The sequence below is a fragment of the Pseudomonas sp. BIGb0164 genome, assembly GCF_024810135.1.
Classification (GTDB): Bacteria; Pseudomonadota; Gammaproteobacteria; order Pseudomonadales; family Pseudomonadaceae; genus Aquipseudomonas.
The window spans coordinates 357,430-380,916 of the sequence record NZ_JANUEA010000005.1; the positions used below are offsets into that span (position 1 = coordinate 357,430).

23 protein-coding genes and 2 pseudogenes are annotated in these 23,487 nt (G+C 60.1%); 18 read left to right on the top strand and 7 right to left on the bottom strand.

The genetic code is table 11. The features are described from left to right. The first annotated feature begins 70 nt into the window (after positions 1 to 70). The 3 genes from M2394_RS15895 (at position 71) to M2394_RS15905 (ending at position 2,919) form a co-directional block, all read left to right on the top strand. Positions 71 to 1,324 carry a ribonucleotide-diphosphate reductase subunit beta gene (locus M2394_RS15895; RefSeq protein ID WP_259173106.1) on the top strand — a complete coding sequence of 418 codons (1,254 nt, stop codon included), beginning with the start codon at positions 71 to 73 and terminating at the stop codon, positions 1,322 to 1,324. A 165-nt stretch (positions 1,325 to 1,489) separates the two neighbouring features. Beyond that, positions 1,490 to 2,203 (top strand): HNH endonuclease, encoded by a 714-nt coding sequence (locus M2394_RS15900; protein WP_178925461.1) that lies wholly within the window; start codon positions 1,490 to 1,492, stop codon positions 2,201 to 2,203. A 71-nt stretch (positions 2,204 to 2,274) separates the two neighbouring features. Next, a complete protein-coding gene (locus M2394_RS15905) occupies positions 2,275 to 2,919 on the top strand; it encodes an HAD-IB family hydrolase (protein WP_259173107.1) in 645 nt (214 codons plus the stop codon). A gap of 241 nt (positions 2,920 to 3,160) precedes the next feature. Here the strand turns inward: M2394_RS15905 and M2394_RS15910 are convergent, their stop codons facing one another. Continuing rightward, positions 3,161 to 4,120: a LysR family transcriptional regulator gene (locus tag M2394_RS15910; protein ID WP_259173108.1), complete on the bottom strand. Its 960-nt coding sequence runs from the start codon at positions 4,118 to 4,120 to the stop codon at positions 3,161 to 3,163. Between the two features lie 228 nt (positions 4,121 to 4,348). Between M2394_RS15910 and argH the strand changes: the two genes are divergently transcribed. The 7 genes from argH (at position 4,349) to M2394_RS15945 (ending at position 11,321) form a co-directional block, all read left to right on the top strand. Beyond that, positions 4,349 to 5,776, top strand: coding sequence for an argininosuccinate lyase (argH, locus tag M2394_RS15915; RefSeq protein WP_259173109.1), 1,428 nt, complete (start codon positions 4,349 to 4,351; stop codon positions 5,774 to 5,776). A gap of 117 nt (positions 5,777 to 5,893) precedes the next feature. Beyond that, positions 5,894 to 6,772 (top strand): amino acid ABC transporter permease, encoded by an 879-nt coding sequence (locus tag M2394_RS15920; protein WP_016974698.1) that lies wholly within the window; start codon positions 5,894 to 5,896, stop codon positions 6,770 to 6,772. 24 nt (positions 6,773 to 6,796) lie between these two features. Continuing rightward, the gene (locus M2394_RS15925; RefSeq protein ID WP_010208290.1) at positions 6,797 to 7,561 is read left to right on the top strand and encodes an amino acid ABC transporter ATP-binding protein; all 765 of its coding nucleotides are present in this window, start codon (positions 6,797 to 6,799) and stop codon (positions 7,559 to 7,561) included. Positions 7,562 to 7,586: 25 nt separating this feature from the next. Continuing rightward, entirely contained in the window at positions 7,587 to 8,408 is an 822-nt protein-coding gene (locus tag M2394_RS15930; protein ID WP_176997973.1) for an ABC transporter substrate-binding protein, read from the top strand. Between the two features lie 165 nt (positions 8,409 to 8,573). Beyond that, positions 8,574 to 9,749, top strand: coding sequence for an MFS transporter (locus M2394_RS15935; protein ID WP_178925447.1), 1,176 nt, complete (start codon positions 8,574 to 8,576; stop codon positions 9,747 to 9,749). A gap of 156 nt (positions 9,750 to 9,905) precedes the next feature. Further along, positions 9,906 to 10,850, top strand: coding sequence for a hypothetical protein (locus M2394_RS15940; protein WP_178925444.1), 945 nt, complete (start codon positions 9,906 to 9,908; stop codon positions 10,848 to 10,850). A gap of 93 nt (positions 10,851 to 10,943) precedes the next feature. Further along, positions 10,944 to 11,321 (top strand): helix-turn-helix transcriptional regulator, encoded by a 378-nt coding sequence (locus M2394_RS15945; RefSeq protein WP_259173111.1) that lies wholly within the window; start codon positions 10,944 to 10,946, stop codon positions 11,319 to 11,321. A 13-nt stretch (positions 11,322 to 11,334) separates the two neighbouring features. Here M2394_RS15945 and M2394_RS15950 read toward each other — a convergent pair whose 3' ends face one another. Further along, complete coding sequence (locus M2394_RS15950; RefSeq protein WP_178925440.1) at positions 11,335 to 12,273, bottom strand: GlxA family transcriptional regulator; 939 nt, start codon at positions 12,271 to 12,273, stop codon at positions 11,335 to 11,337. A gap of 116 nt (positions 12,274 to 12,389) precedes the next feature. Between M2394_RS15950 and M2394_RS15955 the strand changes: the two genes are divergently transcribed. Next, positions 12,390 to 13,190 carry an SDR family oxidoreductase gene (locus tag M2394_RS15955; RefSeq protein ID WP_178925438.1) on the top strand — a complete coding sequence of 267 codons (801 nt, stop codon included), beginning with the start codon at positions 12,390 to 12,392 and terminating at the stop codon, positions 13,188 to 13,190. A 1-nt stretch (position 13,191) separates the two neighbouring features. Here M2394_RS15955 and M2394_RS15960 read toward each other — a convergent pair whose 3' ends face one another. The 3 genes from M2394_RS15960 to M2394_RS15970 all read right to left on the bottom strand — a co-directional run bounded on the left by M2394_RS15960 (position 13,192) and on the right by M2394_RS15970 (position 16,738). Further along, the gene (locus M2394_RS15960) at positions 13,192 to 14,700 is read right to left on the bottom strand and encodes an amidase family protein (protein WP_259173112.1); all 1,509 of its coding nucleotides are present in this window, start codon (positions 14,698 to 14,700) and stop codon (positions 13,192 to 13,194) included. 135 nt (positions 14,701 to 14,835) lie between these two features. Next, positions 14,836 to 15,570, bottom strand: coding sequence for a hypothetical protein (locus M2394_RS15965; RefSeq protein ID WP_259173113.1), 735 nt, complete (start codon positions 15,568 to 15,570; stop codon positions 14,836 to 14,838). 109 nt (positions 15,571 to 15,679) lie between these two features. Next, positions 15,680 to 16,738 (bottom strand): MBL fold metallo-hydrolase, encoded by a 1,059-nt coding sequence (locus tag M2394_RS15970; RefSeq protein ID WP_259173114.1) that lies wholly within the window; start codon positions 16,736 to 16,738, stop codon positions 15,680 to 15,682. A gap of 140 nt (positions 16,739 to 16,878) precedes the next feature. Here M2394_RS15970 and M2394_RS15975 point away from each other — a divergent pair, with 140 nt between their 5' ends. The 5 genes and pseudogenes from M2394_RS15975 to M2394_RS15990 all read left to right on the top strand — a co-directional run bounded on the left by M2394_RS15975 (position 16,879) and on the right by M2394_RS15990 (position 20,930). Beyond that, complete coding sequence (locus M2394_RS15975) at positions 16,879 to 17,505, top strand: TetR/AcrR family transcriptional regulator (RefSeq protein WP_259173115.1); 627 nt, start codon at positions 16,879 to 16,881, stop codon at positions 17,503 to 17,505. 190 nt (positions 17,506 to 17,695) lie between these two features. Beyond that, on the top strand, positions 17,696 to 18,754 hold the full coding sequence (locus M2394_RS15980; RefSeq protein WP_259173116.1) for a diguanylate cyclase: 1,059 nt from the start codon (positions 17,696 to 17,698) through the stop codon (positions 18,752 to 18,754). A gap of 262 nt (positions 18,755 to 19,016) precedes the next feature. Next, positions 19,017 to 19,787, top strand: a pseudogene (locus M2394_RS30495) (PAS domain-containing protein); the annotation flags it as partial. A 114-nt stretch (positions 19,788 to 19,901) separates the two neighbouring features. Then, positions 19,902 to 20,336: pseudogene (locus M2394_RS30500) on the top strand (methyl-accepting chemotaxis protein); the annotation flags it as partial. 75 nt (positions 20,337 to 20,411) lie between these two features. Continuing rightward, the gene (locus tag M2394_RS15990) at positions 20,412 to 20,930 is read left to right on the top strand and encodes a DUF1003 domain-containing protein (RefSeq protein WP_176997982.1); all 519 of its coding nucleotides are present in this window, start codon (positions 20,412 to 20,414) and stop codon (positions 20,928 to 20,930) included. Positions 20,931 to 20,960: 30 nt separating this feature from the next. On the opposite strand, the gene M2394_RS15995 is transcribed toward M2394_RS15990, so the two are convergent. Continuing rightward, positions 20,961 to 21,842, bottom strand: coding sequence for a LysR family transcriptional regulator (locus M2394_RS15995; RefSeq protein WP_178925530.1), 882 nt, complete (start codon positions 21,840 to 21,842; stop codon positions 20,961 to 20,963). A gap of 80 nt (positions 21,843 to 21,922) precedes the next feature. Here M2394_RS15995 and M2394_RS16000 point away from each other — a divergent pair, with 80 nt between their 5' ends. Both M2394_RS16000 and M2394_RS16005 read left to right on the top strand, forming a co-directional pair. Then, positions 21,923 to 22,630, top strand: coding sequence for a CTP synthase (locus M2394_RS16000; RefSeq protein ID WP_259173118.1), 708 nt, complete (start codon positions 21,923 to 21,925; stop codon positions 22,628 to 22,630). Then, on the top strand, positions 22,627 to 22,947 hold the full coding sequence (locus tag M2394_RS16005; protein ID WP_178925405.1) for an antibiotic biosynthesis monooxygenase: 321 nt from the start codon (positions 22,627 to 22,629) through the stop codon (positions 22,945 to 22,947). The genes M2394_RS16000 and M2394_RS16005 overlap by 4 nt, the downstream gene beginning before the upstream one ends. Before the next feature lie 136 nt (positions 22,948 to 23,083). On the opposite strand, the gene M2394_RS16010 is transcribed toward M2394_RS16005, so the two are convergent. After that, complete coding sequence (locus tag M2394_RS16010) at positions 23,084 to 23,407, bottom strand: DUF2025 family protein (protein ID WP_259173119.1); 324 nt, start codon at positions 23,405 to 23,407, stop codon at positions 23,084 to 23,086. Between the last annotated feature and the right edge of the window lie 80 nt (positions 23,408 to 23,487).

Sequence of the window (23,487 nt, forward strand, 5' to 3'; positions counted from 1 at the left end):
GCCGTGTGAACACCCAACCATCCGGTTTCACACGGGCACCTTTGAGCCCTCACGCAGGAGACGACACGTCATGCTGAGCTGGGACGAATTCGACAAAGAAGAAGAAGAAGGCGAAGTAGCCACCAAAGGCGCCAACGCCGGCCACGCCACCGAAGCCAACATGGACCGCCTCGACGGTGCCGGCGCCGCTGCCGCCATCGAAGCCCGCGCCGTCACCGCCAGTGACTCCGCCGCCATCAAGCGCGCCAAGGCCGCCCTCGACAGCCTCGACGTCGCCGAAGGCCTCGCCGAACTCGAAGGCGCCTCCGCCCGCGTCGCCGTTGACGAAAAGCGCATGATCAACTGCCGCGCCGACCTCAACCAACTCGTACCCTTCAAGTACGACTGGGCCTGGCAGAAGTACCTCGACGGCTGCGCCAACCACTGGATGCCGCAAGAGGTCAACATGACCGCCGACATCGCCCTGTGGAAAAACCCCGAAGGCCTGACCGACGACGAACGTCGCATCGTCATGCGCAACCTCGGCTTCTTCTCCACCGCCGACTCCCTGGTTGCCAACAACCTGGTGCTGGCCGTGTACCGCCTGATCACCAACCCGGAGTGCCGCCAGTACATCCTGCGCCAGGCCTTCGAAGAAGCGATCCACACCCACGCCTACCAGTACTGCATCGAATCCCTGGCCATGGATGAAGGCGAAATCTTCAACATGTACCACGAGATTCCATCGGTCGCCAAAAAGGCAGCCTGGGGCCTCAAGTACACCCGCTCGATCTCCGATCCGAAGTTCGAAACCGGCACCGTCGACACCGACAAAGAACTGCTGCGCAATCTGGTCGCCTACTACTGCGTCCTGGAAGGCATCTTCTTCTACTGCGGCTTCACCCAGATTTTGTCGATGGGCCGCCGCAACAAAATGACCGGCGTGGCGGAACAGTTCCAGTACATCCTGCGCGACGAGTCGATGCACCTGAACTTCGGTATCGATGTGATCAACCAGATCAAGATCGAAAACCCACATTTGTGGGATGCCGAGATGAAAGAAGAAGCGACCCAGATGATCCTGCAGGGGACTCAGCTGGAGATTGAATATGCGCGTGACACCATGCCTCGTGGGGTGCTGGGCATGAATGCGGCGATGATGGAAGACTATTTGAAGTTCATCGCCAACCGTCGTTTGTCGCAGATTGGGTTGAAGGAAGAGTATCCAGGGACGACCAACCCGTTCCCTTGGATGAGCGAGATTATGGACCTGAAGAAAGAGAAGAACTTCTTCGAGACCCGCGTGATCGAGTATCAGACTGGCGGGGCGTTGAGCTGGGACTAATACCTCCATGCTCTGAAACACTAAAAAGCCCTGGGAATACTCCCGGGGTTTTTTTATGGTAAAAATTGAAGATGTAGGACAGCCACTCATTCGCAGTAGGAAATTTCGTAGACGCCATAATGGCCACTCAGTATCGTCCGAGGGTTTTCTACCCTCGGCGGCTGTATGGATATTACGAAAGACAAAACGGATTGGAGCGACGCTGAGCTAGCAGCGGCGGTAGCGGCCTACTTGAAGATGCTGGCGTGGGAGCAGAACAACCAGCCTTTCAATAAAGCCCATGAAAACCGACTGCTACGCGAAGGTCCTGTGGCGGGTCGGGCGAAAGGTTCTATTGAGTTTCGCATGCAAAATATTTCCACCGTGCTCGACCGGATGGGGTTGGAGCGCATCGTAGGCTACAAACCTGCGAAGAACGTGGGCACAGGCGTTGAGCTGCGCATCCGACAGGCGCTCAATGCCCAGGGTATTTTTGAATCGGATGACACCGCCCAAACCGCCGATGAGCAAACGCTCATCCGCCGCGCGTCCAAGCTACAGAAGCAAACCTTCCATAAAGTACCTGACGGCATCGTGCAGCCGCAGAAGGTCGCCACCGTGACCACCTCCTTCGTTCGCGACCCGAAGGTGCGCGCCTGGGTGCTAAAAGAAGCCAAGGGCATTTGCGAAGGCTGCAACACCAATGCGCCGTTTGAGGTCGATGGCCAGCCATTTCTTGAAGTACATCACGTCAAGCACCTCGCCCAGAAGGGTTCGGATCGCATCACCAATGCTGTAGCCTTGTGCCCCAATTGCCATCAGCGTTGTCACCGGTCGAGCGATCGGGAGGCGTTCACCGCTGGGCTTTACTCGAAAATCGGAAGATTGATACGCGAGTAAACTCTTGCTGTCACAGCTGATGCATCACCCCATTGATTAGATAGGACCGAGGCCAACCCGTGAACCCAGACATGCTCGAAGCCGGCCCCGCTGACGCCAAAGTACTCTCCGTCTTTGACTTCGACGGCACCCTGACCCACCACGACAGTTTTGTGCCCTTCCTCAAATTCGCCTTCGGCCCCGGTGAGTTCTATGGCCGGATGCTCAAGCTGGCGGTGCCGGGGCTGCGTTTTTTGGTGCGGCAGATCAGCCGGGATGAGTTGAAGGCGCAGTTGATCCGCACCTTTATGACGGGGGTGGAGAAGGCGTGGGTTCAGCAGAAGGCTGAGGCGTACTGCCAGGCGTACTGGAACAAATTGATGCGCCCGAGCGGTTTGCAGTCGGTGGCCGATGAGGTGACTTCCGGGGCGGTAGTGACGCTGTGTTCGGCGTCGCCGGCGTTGGTGTTGCAGCCGTTTGCGAACCGGCTGGGGATTAAGTTGATTGGCACTGAGCTTGAGGTGGTAGACGGGGTGTTGACCGGCAAGCTCACCGGGAATAATTGCCGGTGCGAGAACAAGGTGCTACGGCTTGAGGCGGTGTATGGGGATTTGGGCGAGTATCGACTGAGGGCCTGGGGCGATACCCGTGGGGATCGGGAGTTGTTGGCGGCGGCGCAGGATGCGCATTTTCGGCATTTTCATTCGAAGAAGAAGCGGGCCCGGTTGCAGGGGTGATGCGGGTGGGTGGGGTTGGCAGGTGGACCGAGGCGATCCCATCGCTGCCTCGCTGGGGCTCGAGAGCTCCCACCTTTTGATCGGTGTCGGGCTGGGTAGCGCACTAGCATGGGGTGCTAGGGGTTGATGCAGAGGCATGGTTTCAGCAGGTGGACCGAGGCGATTCCTTCGTAGCCTTGCTGGGGCTCGACAACTCCCACATTTGGGCTTTGTCAGCCTGTTGACCGGTGTTCGGCGGCGTTCATGTCGCTGCCTTGAGGTCTACGCCCAAGGCTGTGGCGAAGGCTTTTACCATCGGGCTGCGCGGGGCGTTGTGGCGCAGGATCAGGTTGAAGACTGTGCTCAGGTGCACCTGCTCCGGGCACAGTGCGCGTAGGCGCCCTTCCCTGACCAAGGGGGTTGCGTAGTGCTCGGGCAGGAAACCGAGGAACCGACCGGTGAGGATCAGAATGGCGACGGCTTCCACTTGCGACGCCGAGGCGGACTGGCTGTCGTAAGTGACAAAGTTGGCCTTGTCGCGATGGATCGCGTAACGATGGTTGACCACTTCGTAGTGGCGCAGCACGTCCGGTGTGATTTCACTCGCATTGAACAGCGGATGGCCTACGGCGCAGTAGGCGTGGGCTTTTTCCTCGTACAGCGGGAAATAGTCGAATTCTTCACGACGCTGGTACACGGGCACGATGCCGACAATCAAGCGCCCTTCCACTACGCCACGCTCAACTTCGTCTAACTGAGAGGCATGTAGGCGCAATCTAATTTTCGGCGATTCGCTATGTAATTTCCCCAGCGCCGCAATGAGCGGGGAGTTAATGTCGGACATGGTGTTATCAATAACGCCCACACTAAGGTCGCCAATAAGCTCGTTTTGCGCCGAACTAAGCTTGTCGCGAAAACTGTCTACCGAGGTGAACAACTCGATGGACGCCTGATACACCAGCTTGCCTTCTTCGGTCAGCCCAAAACCTTCCCGGCCCCGTGTGCACAGGCGCATGCCGATGCGGATTTCCAGGTCGGAGATCTGTTTGCTGATGGCCGCCAGGCCCACGTTCAGCTCGTTTTGCGCGGCGCTGAAGCCGCCGGCTTCGACCACGGCCATGAACACGCGCAGCAATTTGAAGTCCAGCCCGCTCAGTTGCAGGGGCGGGCGTGTGCCGGGTTTGGGCGGTATGTTTCCAGAAGTGGAAAGTGGGGTTTCCATAATACGCGTTGACCTCAAGTGCCATATTCAACAGGCTTTAACCCAATCCTTGAACATAGCCAGGCGGCGATAATGGCCGTAAACATCGGCCCTTGGCAACCTTGAATATAGCGGGTTGAACAGCACACAGAGGCTGATTTAACGCCCTGCAAAACCTGACACTACGATCAGGACTTTTTACGTTTTGACTGCCTCCGACTCTTCTAAAAACAAGCGTGAGGAACACCCATGTCCCAGCCCACCGACCGCCTTTGGGGCGCTCGTTTCAAGACCGGCCCGTCTGCTGCACTGGCCGCGCTGTCGCGTTGCCCTGAGCGCTATTTCCGCCTGACGCCCTACGACCTGGCCGGCTCCCGCGCCCATGCCCGTGAGCTGCAGCGCGCCGGTTTGCTGGATGAGTCGGAAACCCTGCGCACACTGGAGGCCCTGGACGGTATCGGCAACGACTTCGCCGCCGGCAACCTGCATCCGACGCAGGATGACGAGGACGTGCACACCTTCATCGAACGCGTATTGACCGAGCGCCTCGGCGCCCTGGGCGGCAAGCTGCGTGCCGGGCGTTCGCGCAACGACCAGACCGCCAATGATCTGCGCCTTTTCCTGCGTGACCATGCGCGCACCATCACCACCGAGGTGTTGGGTTTGCAGCAGGCGTTGGTGGAGCAAGCTGAGCAGCATATCGAGAGCATCTGCCCGGGCTTCACTCACTTGCAGCAGGCGCAGCCGATTGTGTTCGCCCACCACTTGCTGGCCCATGCCCAGTCGATGTTGCGCGATGTGCAGCGCCTGGTGGATTGGGATGCGCGTACGGCGTTGTCGCCGTTGGGTGCGGCGGCGATGGCTGGGTCGGCGATCGCGCGCCAGCCGGAACACTCGGCTAAGGAAATGGGCTACACCGGCCCGTGCGAAAACTCTATCGACGCAGTCGCTAGCCGTGACCATGTGGCGGAGTTTTTGTTTGTGGCGGGCATGCTCGGGGTGAATATTTCACGCTTGTCTGAAGAGTTTTGCCTGTGGTCGTCGCGCCAGTTTCGTTGGGTGGTGTTGGACGATGCCTACGCTACGGGCAGCTCGATCATGCCGCAGAAAAAGAATCCGGATATTGCCGAACTGGCGCGGGGCAAGGCTGGACGGTTGATTGGCAACCTGACCGGGTTGATGTCGACGCTCAAGTCGTTGCCACTCTCCTACAACCGCGACTTGAGTGAAGACAAGCACAGCGTGCTGGACAGCGTAGACACCCTGCTGCTGGTGCTGCCGGCGATGGCCGGGATGGTTGCGACCATGAAGGTGCAGGTGGAAGAGCTGCGGCGTCAGGCGCCGATGGGGTTCACCTTGGCGACTGAGGTGGCGGATTGGTTGGCGACCCGTGGTGTGCCGTTTAAAGAAGCCCATGAGATTACAGGCGCCTTGGTGCAGGCCTGTGAGAAGCATGAAATTGAATTGTGGGAAGCCTCGCCGGCGATGTTGGCGGAGGTGGATGCGCGGCTGACGCCCGAGGTGCGGGATTGCCTGACCCTGGAAGCGGCGATTGCGGCGCGCAGTGGGTGGGGTGGGACGGCGCCGGAGCGGGTTAAGGAGCAGATTGAGCGGTTGAAAATGGCATTGGCCGAACAGCAGAAATGGACAGAGAGTTATCAGGGATTTCGCATTTAAGCCTGTAGGTGCTGAGGTGGCTGGTCGGGCGCTTTCGCAGGCAAGCCAGCTCCCACATTGGATCGGGTTTCAACCGTTACACCGAGTACAGCGGTAATCGCTTTTTGGAGAATCACCATGAACCAAACCCCGGCAGAGCGCTTGGAAGCCGAGCGCAAGTTGTCCGAGAACCAGTTCGATATCACGCAGTACGAGCACGTGCCGCGTCGCTATTACGGGCGGATGTTTTTCGCCACGCTGATCGTGATCGTATTGGCCGCGCTGTTGCGCGCATTCGCCAACGGCCAGATCGAATGGTCCTACATCGGGCAGTTCCTCACGTCTGAGGCCATCCTGTGGGGCCTGGTGAACACCATCGTCATGTCGATCCTGGCCATGGCGCTGGGCGTGGTGATCGGGGTGATCACGGCGATCATGCGCATGTCGGCCAACCCGATCCTGCGCTATGTGGCCATCACCTACACCTGGCTGTTTCGCGGCACGCCGCTGATCCTGCAACTGCTGCTGTGGTTCAACCTGGCGTTGATCTTCCCGGTGATCGCAATTCCCGGCCTGTTCAGCATCGACACCGTCGACCTGATGACGCCGTTCGTGGCCGCCCTGCTGGGCCTGAGCATCAACCAGGGCGCCTACACCGCCGAGGTGGTGCGCGCCGGTTTGCTGTCGGTGGACACCGGCCAATACGAAGCCGCCAAGTCCATCGGCATGCCGAGCCTGCAGGCGCTGCGTAGGGTGATTCTGCCCCAGGCGATGCGCGTGATCATTCCGCCTGTAGGCAACGAGTTCATCAGCATGGTGAAAATGACCAGCCTGGCCAGCGTGATCCAGTACTCGGAGCTGCTGCACAACGCACAAAACATCTACTACGCCAACGCACGGGTCATGGAGCTGCTGATCGTGGCCGGCATCTGGTACCTGGCGGTGGTGACTGTTCTTTCATTTGGTCAAAGCCGCCTCGAGCGTCGTTTTGCCCGCGGCGCCGGCAAGCGTTCGTAAGCCTGGGTTGAGGAGATTTGCCCCATGAGAAGCATCGTCAAGGCCGTCAACCTGAACAAGTATTACGACCAGTATCACGCGCTGCGCGACATCAATATCGAAGTCGAGCAAGGCGAAGTGATGTGCATCATCGGCCCGTCAGGTTCCGGTAAAAGCACCCTGCTGCGCTGCGTCAACCAGTTGGAAAAGATCGACAAGGGCGGCCTATGGGTCGACGGCGAACTGGTGGGTTACCGCGTCGTCGGCAACAAGCTGCATGAGATGAACGAATCGCAGATTGCCCGCCAGCGTTTGGCGACTGGCATGGTATTCCAGCGCTTCAATTTGTTCCCGCACATGACCGTCCTGCAAAACATCATCGAAGGTCCGTGCCAGGTGCTCAAGCGCTCGCCGAAGGAAGCCATCGAAGACGCGCTGGAGCTGCTGGCACGCGTCGGCCTGGCGGACAAACGCAATGCCTACCCGGTCGAGCTGTCCGGCGGCCAGCAACAACGTGTAGCGATTGCCCGTGCATTGGCGATGCGCCCCAAGTTGATGCTGTTTGACGAACCCACGTCAGCCCTCGACCCGGAGCTTGTAGGCGAAGTGCTGTCGGTGATGCGTGATTTGGCTACCACGGGCATGACCATGATCGTGGTCACCCATGAATTGGGCTTTGCCCGCGAAGTATCCAACCGCATGGTGTTCATGGATGCCGGCCAGATTGTGGAAGCCGGCAGCCCCGAAGAAATTCTAATAAGCCCACAAAACCCGCGTACCCAAAGCTTTATTTCTGCCGTTCGCACTTAACTAAAAAACAAACGAGAACGCCCCCATGAAAAAATTGTTTATCCCAACGTTGCTCGCAGGCCTGATGGCCTCCTCCGCTGTTTTCGCGGCATTGCCGGCGGCAATCAAGGACAAGGGTGAGATCAGCGCGGCCATCGTGCCGAACTACCCGCCGATGGATTTCAAGGACACCGCCACCAACCAACTCACCGGCCTGGACTTCGACCTGGGCAACGCCCTGGCCGAGCGCCTGGGCGTGAAGATCAAGTGGCAGGAAACCGGCTTCGAGCAGATGCTCAGCGGCCTGACCACCAAGCGCGTGGACATCGTGTTGTCGGGCATGAGCGACACCGCCGAGCGCCAAAAGGCGGTGACCTTCATCGACTATTTCACCAGCGGCCCGCAGCTCTACACCCTGGCCAAGCGTGAAGACCTCAAGGAATTGACTGACCTGTGCGGTAAAAAAGTCGGCACCAGCCGTCGCACCACCTGGCCGTCGGAAATTGCCGCGTGGAGCAAGGAAAACTGCGAAGCCGCCGGTAAGCCGGCAATCGTGGTGATCGGCACCGAAGGCTCGGCGGACGCACGGGCACAGTTGCAGCAGAACCGCCTTGACGCGGCGATGCAGGGCAGCGAGACCATTCCGTACCTGATGTCGTTGGACAAGGGTAAATACAAGCCGGTGGGCCTGGCGCTTTCCAAGCAGTTCACTGGGCTTGGGATCGAGAAGAGCAACACTGAGCTGGTCACGGCGATCAGCGAGGCGTTGCAGGGCATGATCGATGACGGCACCTACGGCAAGATCCTGAAGAAGTGGGACCTGGAGCAAGGTGCGGTAGAAAAAATCACCATCAACTCCGGCCAATAACCTGATCTAAATGTGGGAGCGGGCTTGCCTGCGATGGCGGCAGGTCAGCTTGCATATTCATTGCCTGATCCACCGCTATCGCAGGCAAGCCAGCTCCCACAGTTGATCTGTGTTCACTCCTGATTTGAGTTGTATTGAGAAATAACAAGGACGCTCGCCTCCACCGTGGCCACCTACTCCCTGGTAATCCGCCGCCTGATGATCTGCTCGCTGACCATCGTGATCAGCCGGGCCATGACCAGCCCGCTGATGACCCTGCTGCTGAGCAACCGCCTGGGCCTCAACCAGCAAGACATCGGTTTGCTGATGGGCATCGCGGTATTCACCGCCACCTTGATGGGCCTGTATGGCGGCTACGTCATCGATCGCATGGAAAAGCGCAAGCTGCTGATCCTGGCGATGCTGTCCAGCTCCATCGGTTTTCTGTTACTGACCTTTGCCAGCAACCTCTACCTCACCACCTTGACGCTCGTGATCACCGAGTCGGCGTCTGCCCTGTTCCTGATCGGTTCCAAGGCGATCATCAGCGAGAACCTGCCGGTCGACCAACGCGCCAAGGTGTTTTCCCTGCGCTACACCCTCACCAATATCGGTTACGCCACCGGCCCCATGGTGGGTGTGGTGATTGCCGGGCAGATGCCGCTGCTGCCGTTCATGCTGTCCAGCGCCATCGCGTTTGTCAGCGTGTTCCTGATGATCGGCATTCCGCCGACTCAGCGTGATGAAAGCACCAAACCCTTGAGTTTTCTGACCACCCTCAAAACCCTGCGCAACGACCGCAGCCTGGTCCTGTTCACCAGTGGCAGCCTGTTGAGCACCATCGTGTACGGCCGCTACACCCTGTACCTGTCGCAGTTCCTGCTGGTGATTCACAACCCGGACGATGCACTGAAAATCCTGTCCGCCATCCTCGCCTGCAACGCCATCACGGTGATGCTGCTGCAATACCAGATCGGCCGCTTTCTCAAGCGTGAGCAGTTGCGTTACTGGATCCTGCTGGGCACCGCGCTGTTCATCGCTGGGCTGATCGGCTTCAGCCAGGCCGACAGCCTGCTGTCGTGGTGTGTGGCGATGTTCGTGTTCACCCTGGGCGAGATGATCATCTTCCCTTCGGAATTCCTGTTCATCGACACCCTCGCCCCCGAGTCGCTGCGCGGCAGTTATTACGGCGCGCAGAACCTGGCGGCGTTTGGCGGGGCGCTGAGCCCGGTGATTTGCGGGTATCTGTTGATCCATGCGGCGCCGACGGCGATGTTCTATGCGCTAAGCGGGCTCACAGCAGTGGGTGGAACGTTGTGTTTCTTGAGCGGGCGGCGTGTAGCAGCCACACCTCAAGTCTAATGTGGGAGCGGGCTTGCTCGCGAAAGCGGCGCATCAGTACACAACTTTTCGCCTGACACTCCGCTTTCGCGAGCAAGCCCGCTCCCACATTTTTGATCTCCAGGGTCGCGAAAATTTGCGTAGTATCCGGCTATTCATCTCACGGACCCGAGCCCCATGAAATTCGACACGGCCTACAGCCTGACTCTCGACGACAAGCTGTCGATCTATGACGTACGAGACCTGAATTTCGACGAAACCGCCGCTTTCGATTCCGACAAGGACCGCTTCCTGTGCCCCAACGACGAATGCCGCGCGGCGTTCGACACCGGCAATGCCTTGAGCACATTCAACGCCAAGAACGTCAATTACCAGCGCACACCCCACTTCAAGAACAAGGTCAATACCCGGCATATCGACGGTTGCCGCTACGCCAGCAGCCACAAGACGGCGACGGGTGAAGGGGATGACGAACGCGAGGACAATTTCCCGTCGGAATTCGTGCTCACCCGGCGTCAGTACGAACGCAAGGCACCGCTGACCGGCACCGAGGGCAGCGCCCCACAGGAGCCGACGAAAGCCCCCTCAAACCGCGTCGCCACCTCTCACAACGCCAGTGATACGCCCGACAGGACCAGCGTGTTCGCCCACCCGGTGGAATGCTACGTGTCGAACATCGACGACAAGGACAAGCTCAAGTCCATGCCGTTGAAGATCGGCGACCACACCGCCACCTACTGGACGTTTTTCAAGAAGATCGAATACCTGCAAGACAACAAGGGGCTGATCTACTGGGGCAAGATCAAGGCGATCAAGGACTACACCAGCAGCTTTCGCATCGACTTCGAAAAAAAGGTATGGCTCGACAAGAAGCCCTATTCGGTGAATGTCTACCTGAGCAAAAAACTCATCGAGAACTACCGCAAGCGCACGGCCTTCCTGGAACAGATCAAGGCAGCAGTGGACAGCGAGCGCGCCCTTTACTGCTTTTTCTACGGCGTGACACCTGAGCTCAAGCAAGTGCCCAGCAAGAAAAACCCCGAGCAGACGTTTGGTGTGTTCAGCGCCAATATCGAGAACCTGGATCATCTGATCATCCGGGAGGCGCCAGGGCTGGAATAGTGGGGTTTTAAGAATCCAGTTGATGAGCGGTCAAAACAACTGTACAAAAACACAGTATAGTTTGTCCTCCCCGTCCACTCCTGGAGAATCCCCATGTCCTCTCTGGCAATGAGCTCTTTCGTAGAACAACAGATTGTCCTGCACCAATTCACCGCCAAGCACAGTGTGCAGGCCCGCGCGATGCTGGGTTGGAGCCGTGAAGACCTGGCCCGCCAGGCCGATGTGCCGGTGAGTGCCGTTCAACAGTTCGAAGGCCAGGGTGATGTGGACGATGACACCCGCCTGGCCATGGCGTTTCGCCTGGAGGCTGAAGGGTTGGTGTTCTTTCCCGGGTTTGCGCCGGGGTGGGGAATGAGTGCACGCCGGTTCGACAGCGCGCCAACCGAGCCTGCCGCCCAAGGCATCATTTCGCGACTGATGGGCTCAACAGCCGCTTTTGATCCCCAGAACCCTCAACCGAATGGCGCGTAACCGGGCTTCATTCTCAGGCCTGCAGTTGCAACGCCCGGCGCATCATCTGCGGCGGTTGGCCGAAGGCACGCAGGAAGGCACGGCGCATGCGCTCCGGGTCACCGAAGCCGGTGTCACGGGCGATGATGTCGATGGGATGGTCACCGGATTCGAGCATCAGGCGCGCCGCTTCAATCCGCAGGCGTTCGATTGCCTTGGCCGGGGTCTGGCCGGTTTCGGCATGAAACAGGCGGCTGAACTGACGTGGGCTCAAGTGGGCAACTTCGGCCAGGCGGTCGACCGACAAGTCCTCCTGCAGGTGTTGCCGTGCGTAAACCAGGGCGCTTTGTACGCGGTCGGACTTTGGGTCGATCTCCAGCAACGCCGAGAACTGCGACTGGCCACCCGCACGGCGATGGTAAATCACCAGTTTGCGGGCCACCGCACGCGCCACTTCAACACCCAAATCATGTTCGACCAGGGCCAGTGCAAGGTCGAGGCAGGCGGTCAAGCCAGCGGAGGTCCAGAGCGGGCCGTCGACGGTGAAGATCCGGTCTTCTTCCAGCTTCACATTGGGATATGCCTGGCGAAATGCGCGAGCGTGGTACCAGTGGGTGGTTGCCTTGCGCCCGTCCAGCAAACCGGCCGCCGCCAGGTGGAAAGAGCCGGTGCAGGCCGATGTCACGCGACGTGAGGTCAGCATGGCGTGCTGCAGGTAGGTGAGCATGCCTGCAGACGCTTGCAGCACTTCGTTATCCCCCACCACCAACAGCGTGTCATAGCGGTGCTGCCCAAAGGGCACGGTGTCAATGGCAAAGCCCATGGAGCTCTTGACCGGCCCACCGAACTCCGACACCAGGTCCACGCGATAGAACGGGCGCTCCAGTTCCAGGTTGGCAAATTCAAACACGGTGCTGGTGCTCAAGCTGAGCATCTGGAACCCGGGAAACAACAGAATACCGACGGACACCATGGCCAAACCCCATGTCTTTAAAGGAGGGATATACGACATTGCGGCCACAACATTACACCCATAATCTTGAGCCAGACAAGACCAATTCCTTCCTCGGTCATCCTGGAGCAACTGCAATGAGTCAATCCAAAGGTTTTGCGCTGATCACCGGCGCTTCATCCGGCATTGGTGCTATCTATGCCGACCGTCTGGCCCGTCAGGGTTACGACCTTATTCTGGTGGCGCGCAACAGGCAGCGGCTGGAACAGCTCGCGCAACGTTTGGCGGCGCAGACCCAACGAGAAATACAGGTAGTCGCAGCCGACCTGAACCTGCCTGCCGACCTCGCCCGGATCGAACAGATCCTGCAGGACGACAGCCGCATCAGCCTGCTGGTGAACAATGCCGGGGTCGGCGCTACCGCTCCACTGCTGGCGTCGGATGCCGACAAAATGGACGCCATGATCCTGCTTAACGTCCTGGCTCTGACACGCTTGGCCAAGGCTGCCGCCGCCAACTTCGTGGCTCAGGGGCGCGGCACCCTGATCAACATCGGCTCCATTGTTGCGGTCGCGCCAAAGCTGCTCAATGGCGTATACAGCGGCTCCAAGGCGTTCGTGCAAGCATTCAGCGAATCCCTGGACCATGAACTGAGTGACAAGGGCGTGACCGTTCAGGTGGTACTGCCGGGCGCGACGGCGACCGAGTTCTGGGACGTTGCCGGGTTACCGATCAGCAACCTGCCCGAAGCCATGATCATGACCGCCGAGAACCTGGTAGACGCTGCTCTTGCCGGCCTGGCCCTGGGCGAGAAAGTCACCATTCCTTCGCTGCCAAACACCCAGGACTGGGACGCCTATGAATCCACACGTCTGGCCCTGGGACCGAACCTTTCCCATCAAAGGCCGGCCCTACGCTATGGGCTCGAAAACATCTGACCTATATGAGCCCTGGCTTGGAGGCAGTCTTGGCAGCCTGCTCATAGCCATGGGCCACGGCCAGCAATGCAGGCTCAGACCAGCGGGTACCGAAGAAGTACGCGCTGGTCGGCAGTCCGTCCTCATCGGTGCCGGAAGGCACTGTAATGCCCGGGTACCCTGCTGCGGCTACGCCAAAGTAAGTGCCGGTTTCGAAATCGGCCACCATGGCATCCAGTTTTTCCTGTTCGATCGGCTGATCCACCGTATCGCGAAAATCCTTGATCAATACGCTCCATTTCTCAGCACGCTCTTCAGGCGTAAGGGTCGAGCCATCAATCTGCCGCAGCGTCGGCTGGTGATCGTTTTCTGTCCCGTCGCGTTCGTCGTTGAACTTGATCAGTTCAGTCAGCGACTTGACGGGTAAACCGGAGCGCTGCCTCAAATACGTATTCATCTCTTCTTTCACATCCGAGAGCAGCAAATCCTCGTACCCGGAGTTGTCGGCTATTCGCACATTCACAGGTATAAGGATTGCACCTGCGTCCTTTAGGACCTTGAGGGTCTGGGTGAACTGTGCACTGTTAGCCACCGGTACCGGTTTGCCCTCCACAATAAAGTTGGCGGGATAACCAATGCGTTTGCCGATCAAGGCCCCCGGGACGAGCGCTTTTGTGTAGTCGATGCCTTCGGGGGCGCCAACGCTGGCAGGATCCTTGGGGTCACGACCTGACATTGCGTTGAGCATCAACGCGACATCGAACACCGAACGCGCCATGGGGCCCGGTACGTCCTGATGATGGCTGGCGGGGATAATGCCGTTGCGGTCCAGCAAGCCGACGCTGGGCTTGAGCCCCACCACGCCATTGAGCGCCGCTGGCACGATGATCGAGCCGTTGGTCTCGGTCCCTAGCGCAATGGGCGCCAGGCCGGCGGCAACGGCCGCGGCCGATCCGGAACTGGACCCGCCAACATCGGCATCCCGGCGGTGCGGGTTAAGGGTTTGCCCCCCACGACTGCTCCAGCCATCGGCACCACCGCGAAACCCGGCCAGCTCAGTCAGGTTGGTTTTACCGATGATCACCGCGCCCTGGTCAAGCAGGTACTGGACGAGCGGTGCATTCTTTCCGGCTGCTTCACCTACCAGGCCAAAAGCCCCCGCGCTGGTTTGCATGCTTTCTGTCTCGACGTTGTCCTTGATCAAGACGGGGATGCCGTGCAAAGGCCCGCGAACCTTGCCCTCAGCACGCTCACGGTCCAACTTGCGCGCATCTTCCAGCGCATGGGGGTTGAGCTCAATGACGGCATTCAACTCAGGGTTTTGCTGACGAATGCGTTCCTGCAGGTGGTAGACCAGATCAACCGAAGTCATTGCGCCTGGCTTGCTCATTTGCTCGCGTAACTCACTTACGCTGGCGTACTCGGTTCCAGGTGGCACGGGTTTGGGAGGCGCCGGAAAAGTAAGGGGGCTTTTTGAACGAGCAGCGACGTGAACAAATGCACCGACAACGACAGGACTAATTCCAAACATGAAGCACCTTTTGGGAAGGGTAAGAAACAACGAAGGGCCCCTGTGGGTCCGGGTGCCAGTCTAAAAAGCCTTCTCCTTTCCAGCTGCAAGACGCGAATAGTCCACTGAGTGGGATTGTTCACTGCAGTGTGTGCGCTATCCCCGACCTTCTGACAGACAACAAGCCCTGCGATAAGCCTGCATCACCGCCATCAACGCATCCGCGGACCAGCGCGTACCGTAGAACCACAACATCTCCCCCTCACCCAAGGGTTCGCCAACACGCGGATAGCCGTTCCAACAGGCCGTATGAAACGCCGCGTTATGGCTATCGGACACAAGTGCGTCCAAGCGATATTCGCTCACATGGGCATCGATTTCGTTGTAAGTCTGCTGGTTAACGCGCAAGGTTTCGTCGGGCCGCTGAGCAGGCACGGCCACCAGTTGCGCCCCAGCGCGACGCAAAACGCCCAGCGCTTTCAGGAAGGCGGCAGTGTGTTGGATCTGCTCATATTCATGACCACGTACCCACCGGTCGGCGAATCCCAAGCGCCTGCCTGCCAGGGCCTGTGAGGCCGTAAAGGTCGTGTTGTTCTGCACTAGAGGCACTTCCACCATCACCGGCCCGGAAGGGTCAACGCCACTCAGGGCGATCAGTGATAACGATGGGTCACGGGGAGGCTTGAGGGGAAGCGCGGGCGCGTCATATCCGGGAATGAGCACGCCGCCCTTGGGCTGCGTACCAAATGCGATGCGGGGTGGGCAGACACTTTCACCTGAAGCGCCGAGCGCCTCTGGAGTCGTTAACGAGGATTCCACTGGCGATGACAGGGGTAGCCCCGGCGGACAAGCCATACCCACTCGCCAATATTTCTTACATTCTTCATTCATCAGAACCAGCCCCCGGACATTGAACGTCCGGGGATCATCGCACCGTCTTCCGGCACCTGTCGCAGGTCTGCAACACCTTGAAAACTCCTTTTTTCCTGCGTAAACGCGCTTAGCCTGCCAGAGGTGCCTCAGCCCCTTGCGCGTCCACTTCCAGCCACCACGCCCGCCCGCGCTCAGGTTGATTCAAGCTGAACGCCTGACCCATTGCCGGTGTAGTGATCGACACGTTGCGCTCCCACGCCAGCGCCATGATGCGGTCGAAGGGTTCATGCCAGGCATGAAACGCCAGGTCGAACGTGCCGTTGTGAATCGGCAGCAGCCAACGGCCCTTGAGGTCGATGTGCGCTTGCAGGGTCTGCTCCGGCTGCATGTGCACATGGGGCCAGTCGACGTTGTAAGCACCTGTTTCCATCAGCGTCAGATCAAACGGCCCGTACTGCTCGCCGATACGTTTGAAACCGTCGAAATAACCGGTATCGCCACTGAAGAAGATGCGCCGCGCAGCGTCGATCATCACCCAGGAGCACCACAGGGTCTGGTTGCCGTCGAACAGGCCACGCCCGGAAAAATGCTGGGCCGGTGTGGCAATGAAACGAATACCGTCGACCTCGGTGCCCTGCCACCAATCCAGCTGGCGGACCTTGCTGGCGTCGACGCCCCATTTGACGAGGGTGTCGCCCACGCCCAGGGGCGCCAGGAAGTAACGGGTCTTGTCGGCCAGTTGAATCACGGCGTTACGGTCAAGATGGTCGTAGTGGTTGTGGGAAAGGATCACCGCTTCCAGGGCTGGCAACTCTTCGAGGCTGATGGGCGGCTGGTGGAAACGCTTGGGGCCGGCCCAACTGAAGGGCGAGGCACGTTCGGCAAACACCGGGTCGGTCACCCAGAACTTGCCGCGCATTTTCAGTAGCACCGTGGAATGCCCAAGGCGAAACACACTGTGGTCCGGGGCCGCCAGCAGTTGCTCGCGCGTCAGGGGTTGGACCGGAATATTGCCCACAGGCCGGGTGGTGCGCGGCTTGTTGAACAGCATGTTCCAGAAAATGCGCAACGTCTTGCCAAAGCCGCCATGCTGCACGGGGGCATTGTTGGTGAAATGCCCTTGGTCCTGCTCGGCGGGTTTGAGCGCGGCGGGCGAAGGGTCGAGACGGGTTGAAATCGTGGCCATTGCAGAGTGACTCCTGGGGTCCGCTCACAAATTACGCTGTGCGCATGAGTTACACTGCACAGTGTAGTTTCTAGATTGCAACAAAAGCCGGAGCAAGTAAACTACCGAGTGTAATTTCCTCTCAGAGCCGAATGTTATCCATGACTGCCCCCCAACGCCTCACCGACCGCAAACGCGAAGCCATCGTGGCCGCTGCCATCGCCGAGTTTCGGGCGAACGGGTTCGAGGTCACCAGCATGGACAAGATCGCCGCAACGGCCGGCGTTTCCAAGCGCACGGTCTACAACCACTTCCCCAGCAAGGAAGAGCTGTTCGCCGAAATCCTCCACCAGCTCTGGGCCAGCAGCGTCGCCCAGCTGGACGTCAGCTATACCAGCGACCGCTCCCTGCGTGACCAATTGCGCGGTTTGCTGCAAGCGAAGATGCAGATGATGGCGGACGCCAACTTCCTCGACCTGGCCCGGGTCGCGATTGCCGCCACCATCCATTCACCCGAACGTGCGCAAGACATGGTCACCCGCCTGAGCAAGCGCGAGGAAGGCTTTACCCAATGGGTGCGGGCTGCGCAGGAAGATGGTCGCCTTACCTGCACCGACCCGGCCTTCGCCGCCCACCAGATTCAAAGCCTGCTCAAGGCGTTCGCGTTCTGGCCACAGATCACCCTGGGCCAGCCGCCCCTCGACGCCGCCGCCCAGGCCAGCGTGATTGAGTCGGCGATCGACCTGTTCCTGGCCGGCTACGAAGTGCGCACGCCCTCCCCGCTGTAAATCCTGTTGCAGGAACGACATTCCAGGTCGTTTTTTGCGTATTCGTCCATCGCGCAGCGCAAATGGCTTGGAAGGACACTGATTATTCCCTCGCGAATAACTGACAATATTCACACCTATTATCCGATCAACGGTTATACCCGCTGACGCACGCTGTCGTACCTGCAAAAAAGAGCTGACCCGGAACACTATGGAAAACAGACGAGGCAAAGGGCTTTCATTTGCCAGGCGTATCTACAAGCCAAGGATCATCGGCCTGGGTATCGGCTGCATCAGTGTCATCGGCGCGCTGTACCCCCTGGCGATGCCAGGCTGGGTATGGGCGTTCCTGCTGTTCAATGGCTACATCTGGGCCCACGTGGCGTACCAGATTGCCGCCCGCTCGGAATTTCCCTACCAGGCCGAGCAACGCAACCTGCTCTATGACTCGTTGTTCGGCGGTTTCTGGACCGCCGCCACACAGTTCACGCCGCTGACGGCCGTGACCATTCTGTCGATGATGACCATGAACAACGTTGCAGCCGGCGGCAAGCGTCTGTTCCTGCGTGGGCTGCTGGCCCAGGGCGCGGGGATCGCCGTGGCCTGCGCGCTGTTCGGGTTCAAGTTCAACCCCAATGTCAGCCTGACCCAGGTCTACACCTGCTTGCCCATGCTGACGCTCTACCCGATGGCGATCGGCATGGTCTGCTATCAGTTGGCAATCAAGCTGTCGGAACACAAGCGCGCCCTCAGTGCCCTGAGCCGCATCGACAGCCTCACCGGCCTGCTCAACCACGGTTCCTGGAAAGACCTGCTGAACCTCAAGTTCCACAAGTGCCAGCAGCAACAAGGCCAGGCCACCATCGCCCTGATCGATATCGACCACTTCAAGCAGATCAACGACACCCACGGGCATATCGTCGGCGATGCGGTGTTGCGCCAATTGAGCCAGGAGTTACGCCTGCACCTGCGTGAGAACGACTTGGCCGGGCGCTACGGGGGTGATGAGTTCTGCGTGATTCTTCCGCAAATGCCCCTGGAAGAAGCCGCACGAGTGATGGAACACATGCGCGAAACATTCGGCAACTATCGCAACCCGCAGATCCCCGAGCTGCGGGTAAGCCTGAGCATCGGCCTGGCGGACTTCCAGCCCTTCTTCAGCGACGCGGCCATGTGGCTCAACGCCGCAGACCGCGCGCTGTACGCCGCCAAGGACACCGGCCGCAACCGGGTCAACATCAGCGACTACGCGGTCGCAACTTCCGCCTGAGTCGTCCTACAACACCTCGTCTGAATTTTCCGACTGGCACCCACGGCGATAGCATAATGCCGCCATTGGTCGCCTTCTGCTGAAAGCCCCGCCTTGGGGCAGAACTTCTGACAGCTCGCGCGACTCTCACCCCGTTGTTCCACCCCCTCTGTCAGCACAAGGAAGCTGGCAATGAGCACGTCAACCGTAAGGCCATGGGCCGTACGGGGGCAGGCGATCGTCATGGATACCTCAAGTCGCGTGGTTGCCCGAGCCCTCGAATATGCTATTCAACGCCCACAAGAAAGCCCTCAACACCCTGCAACAAGCCAATGCCCAACAAGCCAGCCTGCTGGAGGCCATCGAGCGCTCCATGGCGGTGATCGAATTCGACCTGCACGGCAACGTGCTGCGGGCCAACGACAACTTCCTCAAGACCCTGGGCTACCGCGCCGAGCAGATCCTGGGCCAGCCCCATCGGATGTTCTGCACCCCGGCCTTTGCCCGCAGCGCCGAGTACAACCTGCTGTGGACGCAGCTGCGCAACGGCCAGTTCCAGTCCGGCACCTTTGAACGGGTCGCCGGCGACGGTCATTCGGTGTGGCTGGAAGCCAGTTACAACCCCGTGCGCGACGAAACAGGCCAGGTGATCAAAGTGGTGAAGTACGCCATGGATGTCACCCCGCGTCTGCAGGCCGAAAGCGAAGCCAATGCCAAGCTGGGTGCCATCGACCGCGCCATGGCGGTGATCGAGTTCAACCTCGACGGCACCATCCTCACGGCCAACGCGAATTTCCTGCAGCGCATGGGCTACAGCCTGGCGCAGATCCAGGGCCAGCATCACCGCCTGTTCTGCAAGCCGGAGCTGGCCAACAGCGCGGCCTATACCGAGTTCTGGAAACGCTTGAACCAGGGCGAGCTGTTCAACGGTCAGTTCGAGCGCGTCGATAAACACGGCCAGACCGTATGGCTGGAAGCCAACTACAACCCGGTGTACGACGCCAGCGGGCGCCTGTGCAAAGTGGTGAAGTTCGCCTCCGATGTGACGGCCCGCGTGCAACAACATGCTGCCGACGCTCAAAGCGCGGCCCAGGCTTACCACATCTCGCTCAACACCCGGGACATCGCTGAAAAAGGCGCCGACGTGATCCAGCAAACCGCCAGCGGCATGCGCGACATTGCCGCTGACATCGACGGCTCCTCGCAACTGATCGCTAAGCTCGGCGAGCGTTCGCAGCAGATCACCGCCATCGTCAATACCATCCGTGGCATCGCCGACCAGACCAACCTGCTGGCCCTCAATGCCGCCATCGAAGCCGCCCGCGCCGGCGAGCAAGGCCGAGGTTTTGCGGTGGTGGCCGATGAAGTGCGGCAACTGGCGGCGCGCACCAGCGGTTCGACGGCGGAAATTTCCAGCATGATCGCAATGATCCAGGACGAAACCCGCCAAGCCATCGACAGCATGGACGGCACCCGCGACCGCGCCGCGCAAGGCGTGGAACTGGCCAACCGCGCCGGCACGGTGATCCTGCAGATCCGCGAAGGCACCAGCGAGGCCGTGCAGGCCGTGAGCGCGTTCGCCAACGAACGGGGCAGCAACTGACCCGATCTTCATGTGTCTGGCCCGGGGGCCCGGTCTATAGTGCTGACTGTCTTACGCCAAGGATTCGAGCCCGCCATGACCCCCGACAAGCCAGACACCGCCCCCGTCGACCACCTGCGTTTCCACCGAGGCCACGCCCACCTGGCGCCCACCTTCGGCAACGACACTTTCGCCCTCAAGGCCGAAGCCTTCGCACGCTTCTTTGGCACCCCCACCTTCCTCGGCGCGCAAACTGCGATCGTGGTGCTGTGGGTGGTGCTGAACATGACCGGCATCACGCACTTTGACGTGTACCCGTTCATCCTGCTCAACCTGGCGTTCAGCCTGCAATCGGCCTACGCCGCGCCGCTGATCCTGCTGGCGCAGACCCGCCAGGCCGCCCGCGACAAGGCCCAATCCGACGCCGACGCGCAACACCGCGAAGCCCTGGCCATCGCCAACACCGAACGCCAGGCCCAAGCAGCGCAGACCACCAAGCAGTTGCTGGAACTGCTGGAACAGAACACCCGCCTGACCGAAATGACCAAGCAACTGACCGAACGCATCGAGACCCTGACCTGCGAAATGCATGAGCAGTTTGTGCGCAAGCCCTAACGTCACCTGTAGGAGCCGGCTTGCCGGCTCCTACAGTGAGCAGCGTACATGTCGGGCTAGCTCGTCAAATAAGGTGACCACCGAACGCAGCGCCCGGCAATCGGGCCGCGTAAGCAACCACAGCGCCGTGTCATGCCCAGTCAATACCGGGCCAAGCGGTTGCAGGTCATCCCCCAATAAAAAATCCGGCAACGCGGCCACTCCCATGCCGCCGCGCACCAACTCGGCCACCGACAACATGCTGTTGCAACGATAACTGGGACGCACACCGGGCAAGTGTTCGCGGCGCCAAACCACCGTAGGATGATCAGGCAGGAAATCATCTGGCGCGATCCAGGCCAGTTCCGCCAACTCCCGGCCCGCATGTTGTTGCGCAAACGCCGGGCTGGCGCACACCTGATAGGCCACGGCGCCAAGGCACCGCCCCACCAGATGCTCCGGTGGGGTCTTGGTCAGGCGCAAGGCGATATCCGCATCGCGCCGGCTGAGGTTGGCGAAGTCGTTGGAAGTGCTCAGCTCCAGCGTGAGCGCCGGGTACTCGGGCATGAATTGCGCCAGTGCCGGCAGCAGCAAGCCCTGCAGTACCGAGTCGGTGCACGTCAGCCGCACCGTGCCGCTGATCACCTCCCCGCCCTGCTCGACACCAACACGCGCTGCCTCCAGGGCTTGCTCCGCCCGCTCGGCCTGCTGTGCAAGGCTGCTGGCCAACCCCGTAGGCAGGTAGCCGGCGCGGCTTTTTTCAAACAGCGTCTGGCCCAGCGAAGCCTCCAACCGCCGCACCGCGCGGAACACCGTGGACACGTCCACCCGCAACAACGCGGCGGCCCGTGCCAAGGTGCCGCCACGCACCAGGGCGAGGATCAAGGATAAGTCGGGATAGTCGATTTGATAGTGCGCGGCTGCATTGAGCATGTGGGCAAACGCCAATTTTGATTGCATGAACGCCAATCTATAGTGCGCCCCAGGACACAACAAGCCATGGGACGTACCTGATGAAAGCCACCACCCTGCACATCGCCTTGATCGGCGACCACGACCCCAGCGTCACCGCGCACCAGGCCATCCCCCTAGCGCTGAAGCTGGCCGCAGAAGCACTGGGCGTGACCGTCCATTTCCAGTGGCTGGACACCGACACCCTGACGTCCACTGCGCCCTTGCACGGTTTCGATGGCTTCTGGTGCGTGCCCGCCAGCCCCTATCGCGACACGGACGGTGCCTTGCGCGCCATCCGTTTTGCCCGCGAACAGAAGCGGCCTTTCCTCGGTACCTGCGGCGGTTTTCAACATGCGGTACTGGAATACGCTCGCAACGCACTGGGCTGGGCGGACGCCGAGCATGGCGAATTGGCGCCCGATGCCAAACGCGCGGTGATCGTGCCGTTGACCTGCGCGCTGGTGGAGGCGACCGACGCTGTGCGCCTGGCGCCCTACACGCGTATCGCCGAAGCCTACGGCACCCTCGACCTCCATGAAGGCTATCGTTGCCGTTATGGCATGAACCCCGAATTCACCACCGCACTATTGGAGGGCGACCTGATTCCCAGCGGGCACGACTCGGCCGGTGACCTGCGCGCCGTGGAACTGCTGGACCACCCGTTTTTCGTCGCCACGCTGTTCCAACCCGAACGCACCGCGCTCAAAGGCATCACACCGCCGCTGGCGATTGCCCTGCTCAAGGCCTGCCAGGCGGTGTCAGCATGATCGCCCACACACCGGCCCCGCCCTACTACGCAGTGATTTTCAGCTCGCTGCGCACCGAGGGCGATAACGGCTACGGCCAGGCGGCGGCGCGCATGCTGGAACTGGCCCGCGAACAGCCGGGGTTTCTCGGGGTGGAGTCGGCGCGTGAGGATGGTTTGGGGATCACCGTGTCGTACTGGAGCAACGAGGCGGCGATCCTGGCGTGGAAACAGCAGGCCGAGCACCAGGTGGTACGTGAAAAAGGCCGCGCCACCTGGTACTCGGCGTTTCAAACCCGCGTGTGCAAAGTCGAACGCGCCTACACATTCCAAAATTGAAATGCCAACCCTTTGTGGGAGCGGGCTTGCTCGCGAAAGCGGTGGATCAGTCAACTATTCAGTGGCTGGCACTGCGCCTTCGCGAGCAAGCCCGCTCCCACATTTAGCCCTTCACATGGCTGAAAAAAGGTGACGCCTAGCTGACGAGGCTGCGCATCGCACTGATCTGCGGGATCTCCACCCGCCGCATGTACACCCGCAACGGCTCGGTGATGTTGATGCGGTCGTCGATGTTTTGGTCCATCAGCAGCTGGATGCGCTCCCGGGACAGGGTCATGGCGTGATCGGCGGCCGGTAGCCACACAAATTCGGCGGTGGGGATGATGCCGTCATCGGCGACGTCCATGCCGAAGGCGTCTTCGCTGAAACGTACGATGTACTGACCGGTCTTGCGGTTCAGGCCGACAAAGCCGTGGAGGCCGTCGGCGGCCTGGCAGATAAGTTCGGACGTGATGCGCATGGTAAACCTCACTGAAAAGTCCCACTGGGACTGGAAAGATGGTTTACACGCGTGGCAGAAATGACTGCCCTCTAACGGGG

What these genes read in the sequence shown, in the direction of transcription:
- M2394_RS15950 (WP_178925440.1), bottom strand. Translation starts at nt 12,273, where the DNA reads ATGGTGTCCGTCGGTATTCTGTTGTTTCCCGGGTTCCAGATGCTCAGC.
- M2394_RS15955 (WP_178925438.1), top strand. Translation starts at nt 12,390, where the DNA reads ATGAGTCAATCCAAAGGTTTTGCGCTGATCACCGGCGCTTCATCCGGC.
- M2394_RS15895 (WP_259173106.1), top strand. Translation starts at nt 71, where the DNA reads ATGCTGAGCTGGGACGAATTCGACAAAGAAGAAGAAGAAGGCGAAGTA.
- M2394_RS15995 (WP_178925530.1), bottom strand. Translation starts at nt 21,842, where the DNA reads ATGCTCAATGCAGCCGCGCACTATCAAATCGACTATCCCGACTTATCC.
- M2394_RS15975 (WP_259173115.1), top strand. Translation starts at nt 16,879, where the DNA reads ATGACTGCCCCCCAACGCCTCACCGACCGCAAACGCGAAGCCATCGTG.
- M2394_RS15905 (WP_259173107.1), top strand. Translation starts at nt 2,275, where the DNA reads ATGCTCGAAGCCGGCCCCGCTGACGCCAAAGTACTCTCCGTCTTTGAC.
- M2394_RS15930 (WP_176997973.1), top strand. Translation starts at nt 7,587, where the DNA reads ATGAAAAAATTGTTTATCCCAACGTTGCTCGCAGGCCTGATGGCCTCC.
- M2394_RS15960 (WP_259173112.1), bottom strand. Translation starts at nt 14,700, where the DNA reads ATGTTTGGAATTAGTCCTGTCGTTGTCGGTGCATTTGTTCACGTCGCT.
- M2394_RS16010 (WP_259173119.1), bottom strand. Translation starts at nt 23,407, where the DNA reads ATGCGCATCACGTCCGAACTTATCTGCCAGGCCGCCGACGGCCTCCAC.
- argH (WP_259173109.1), top strand. Translation starts at nt 4,349, where the DNA reads ATGTCCCAGCCCACCGACCGCCTTTGGGGCGCTCGTTTCAAGACCGGC.
- M2394_RS15945 (WP_259173111.1), top strand. Translation starts at nt 10,944, where the DNA reads ATGTCCTCTCTGGCAATGAGCTCTTTCGTAGAACAACAGATTGTCCTG.
- M2394_RS16005 (WP_178925405.1), top strand. Translation starts at nt 22,627, where the DNA reads ATGATCGCCCACACACCGGCCCCGCCCTACTACGCAGTGATTTTCAGC.
- M2394_RS15925 (WP_010208290.1), top strand. Translation starts at nt 6,797, where the DNA reads ATGAGAAGCATCGTCAAGGCCGTCAACCTGAACAAGTATTACGACCAG.
- M2394_RS16000 (WP_259173118.1), top strand. Translation starts at nt 21,923, where the DNA reads ATGAAAGCCACCACCCTGCACATCGCCTTGATCGGCGACCACGACCCC.
- M2394_RS15990 (WP_176997982.1), top strand. Translation starts at nt 20,412, where the DNA reads ATGACCCCCGACAAGCCAGACACCGCCCCCGTCGACCACCTGCGTTTC.
- M2394_RS15970 (WP_259173114.1), bottom strand. Translation starts at nt 16,738, where the DNA reads ATGGCCACGATTTCAACCCGTCTCGACCCTTCGCCCGCCGCGCTCAAA.
- M2394_RS15940 (WP_178925444.1), top strand. Translation starts at nt 9,906, where the DNA reads ATGAAATTCGACACGGCCTACAGCCTGACTCTCGACGACAAGCTGTCG.
- M2394_RS15910 (WP_259173108.1), bottom strand. Translation starts at nt 4,120, where the DNA reads ATGGAAACCCCACTTTCCACTTCTGGAAACATACCGCCCAAACCCGGC.
- M2394_RS15965 (WP_259173113.1), bottom strand. Translation starts at nt 15,570, where the DNA reads ATGAATGAAGAATGTAAGAAATATTGGCGAGTGGGTATGGCTTGTCCG.
- M2394_RS15980 (WP_259173116.1), top strand. Translation starts at nt 17,696, where the DNA reads ATGGAAAACAGACGAGGCAAAGGGCTTTCATTTGCCAGGCGTATCTAC.
- M2394_RS15900 (WP_178925461.1), top strand. Translation starts at nt 1,490, where the DNA reads ATGGATATTACGAAAGACAAAACGGATTGGAGCGACGCTGAGCTAGCA.
- M2394_RS15920 (WP_016974698.1), top strand. Translation starts at nt 5,894, where the DNA reads ATGAACCAAACCCCGGCAGAGCGCTTGGAAGCCGAGCGCAAGTTGTCC.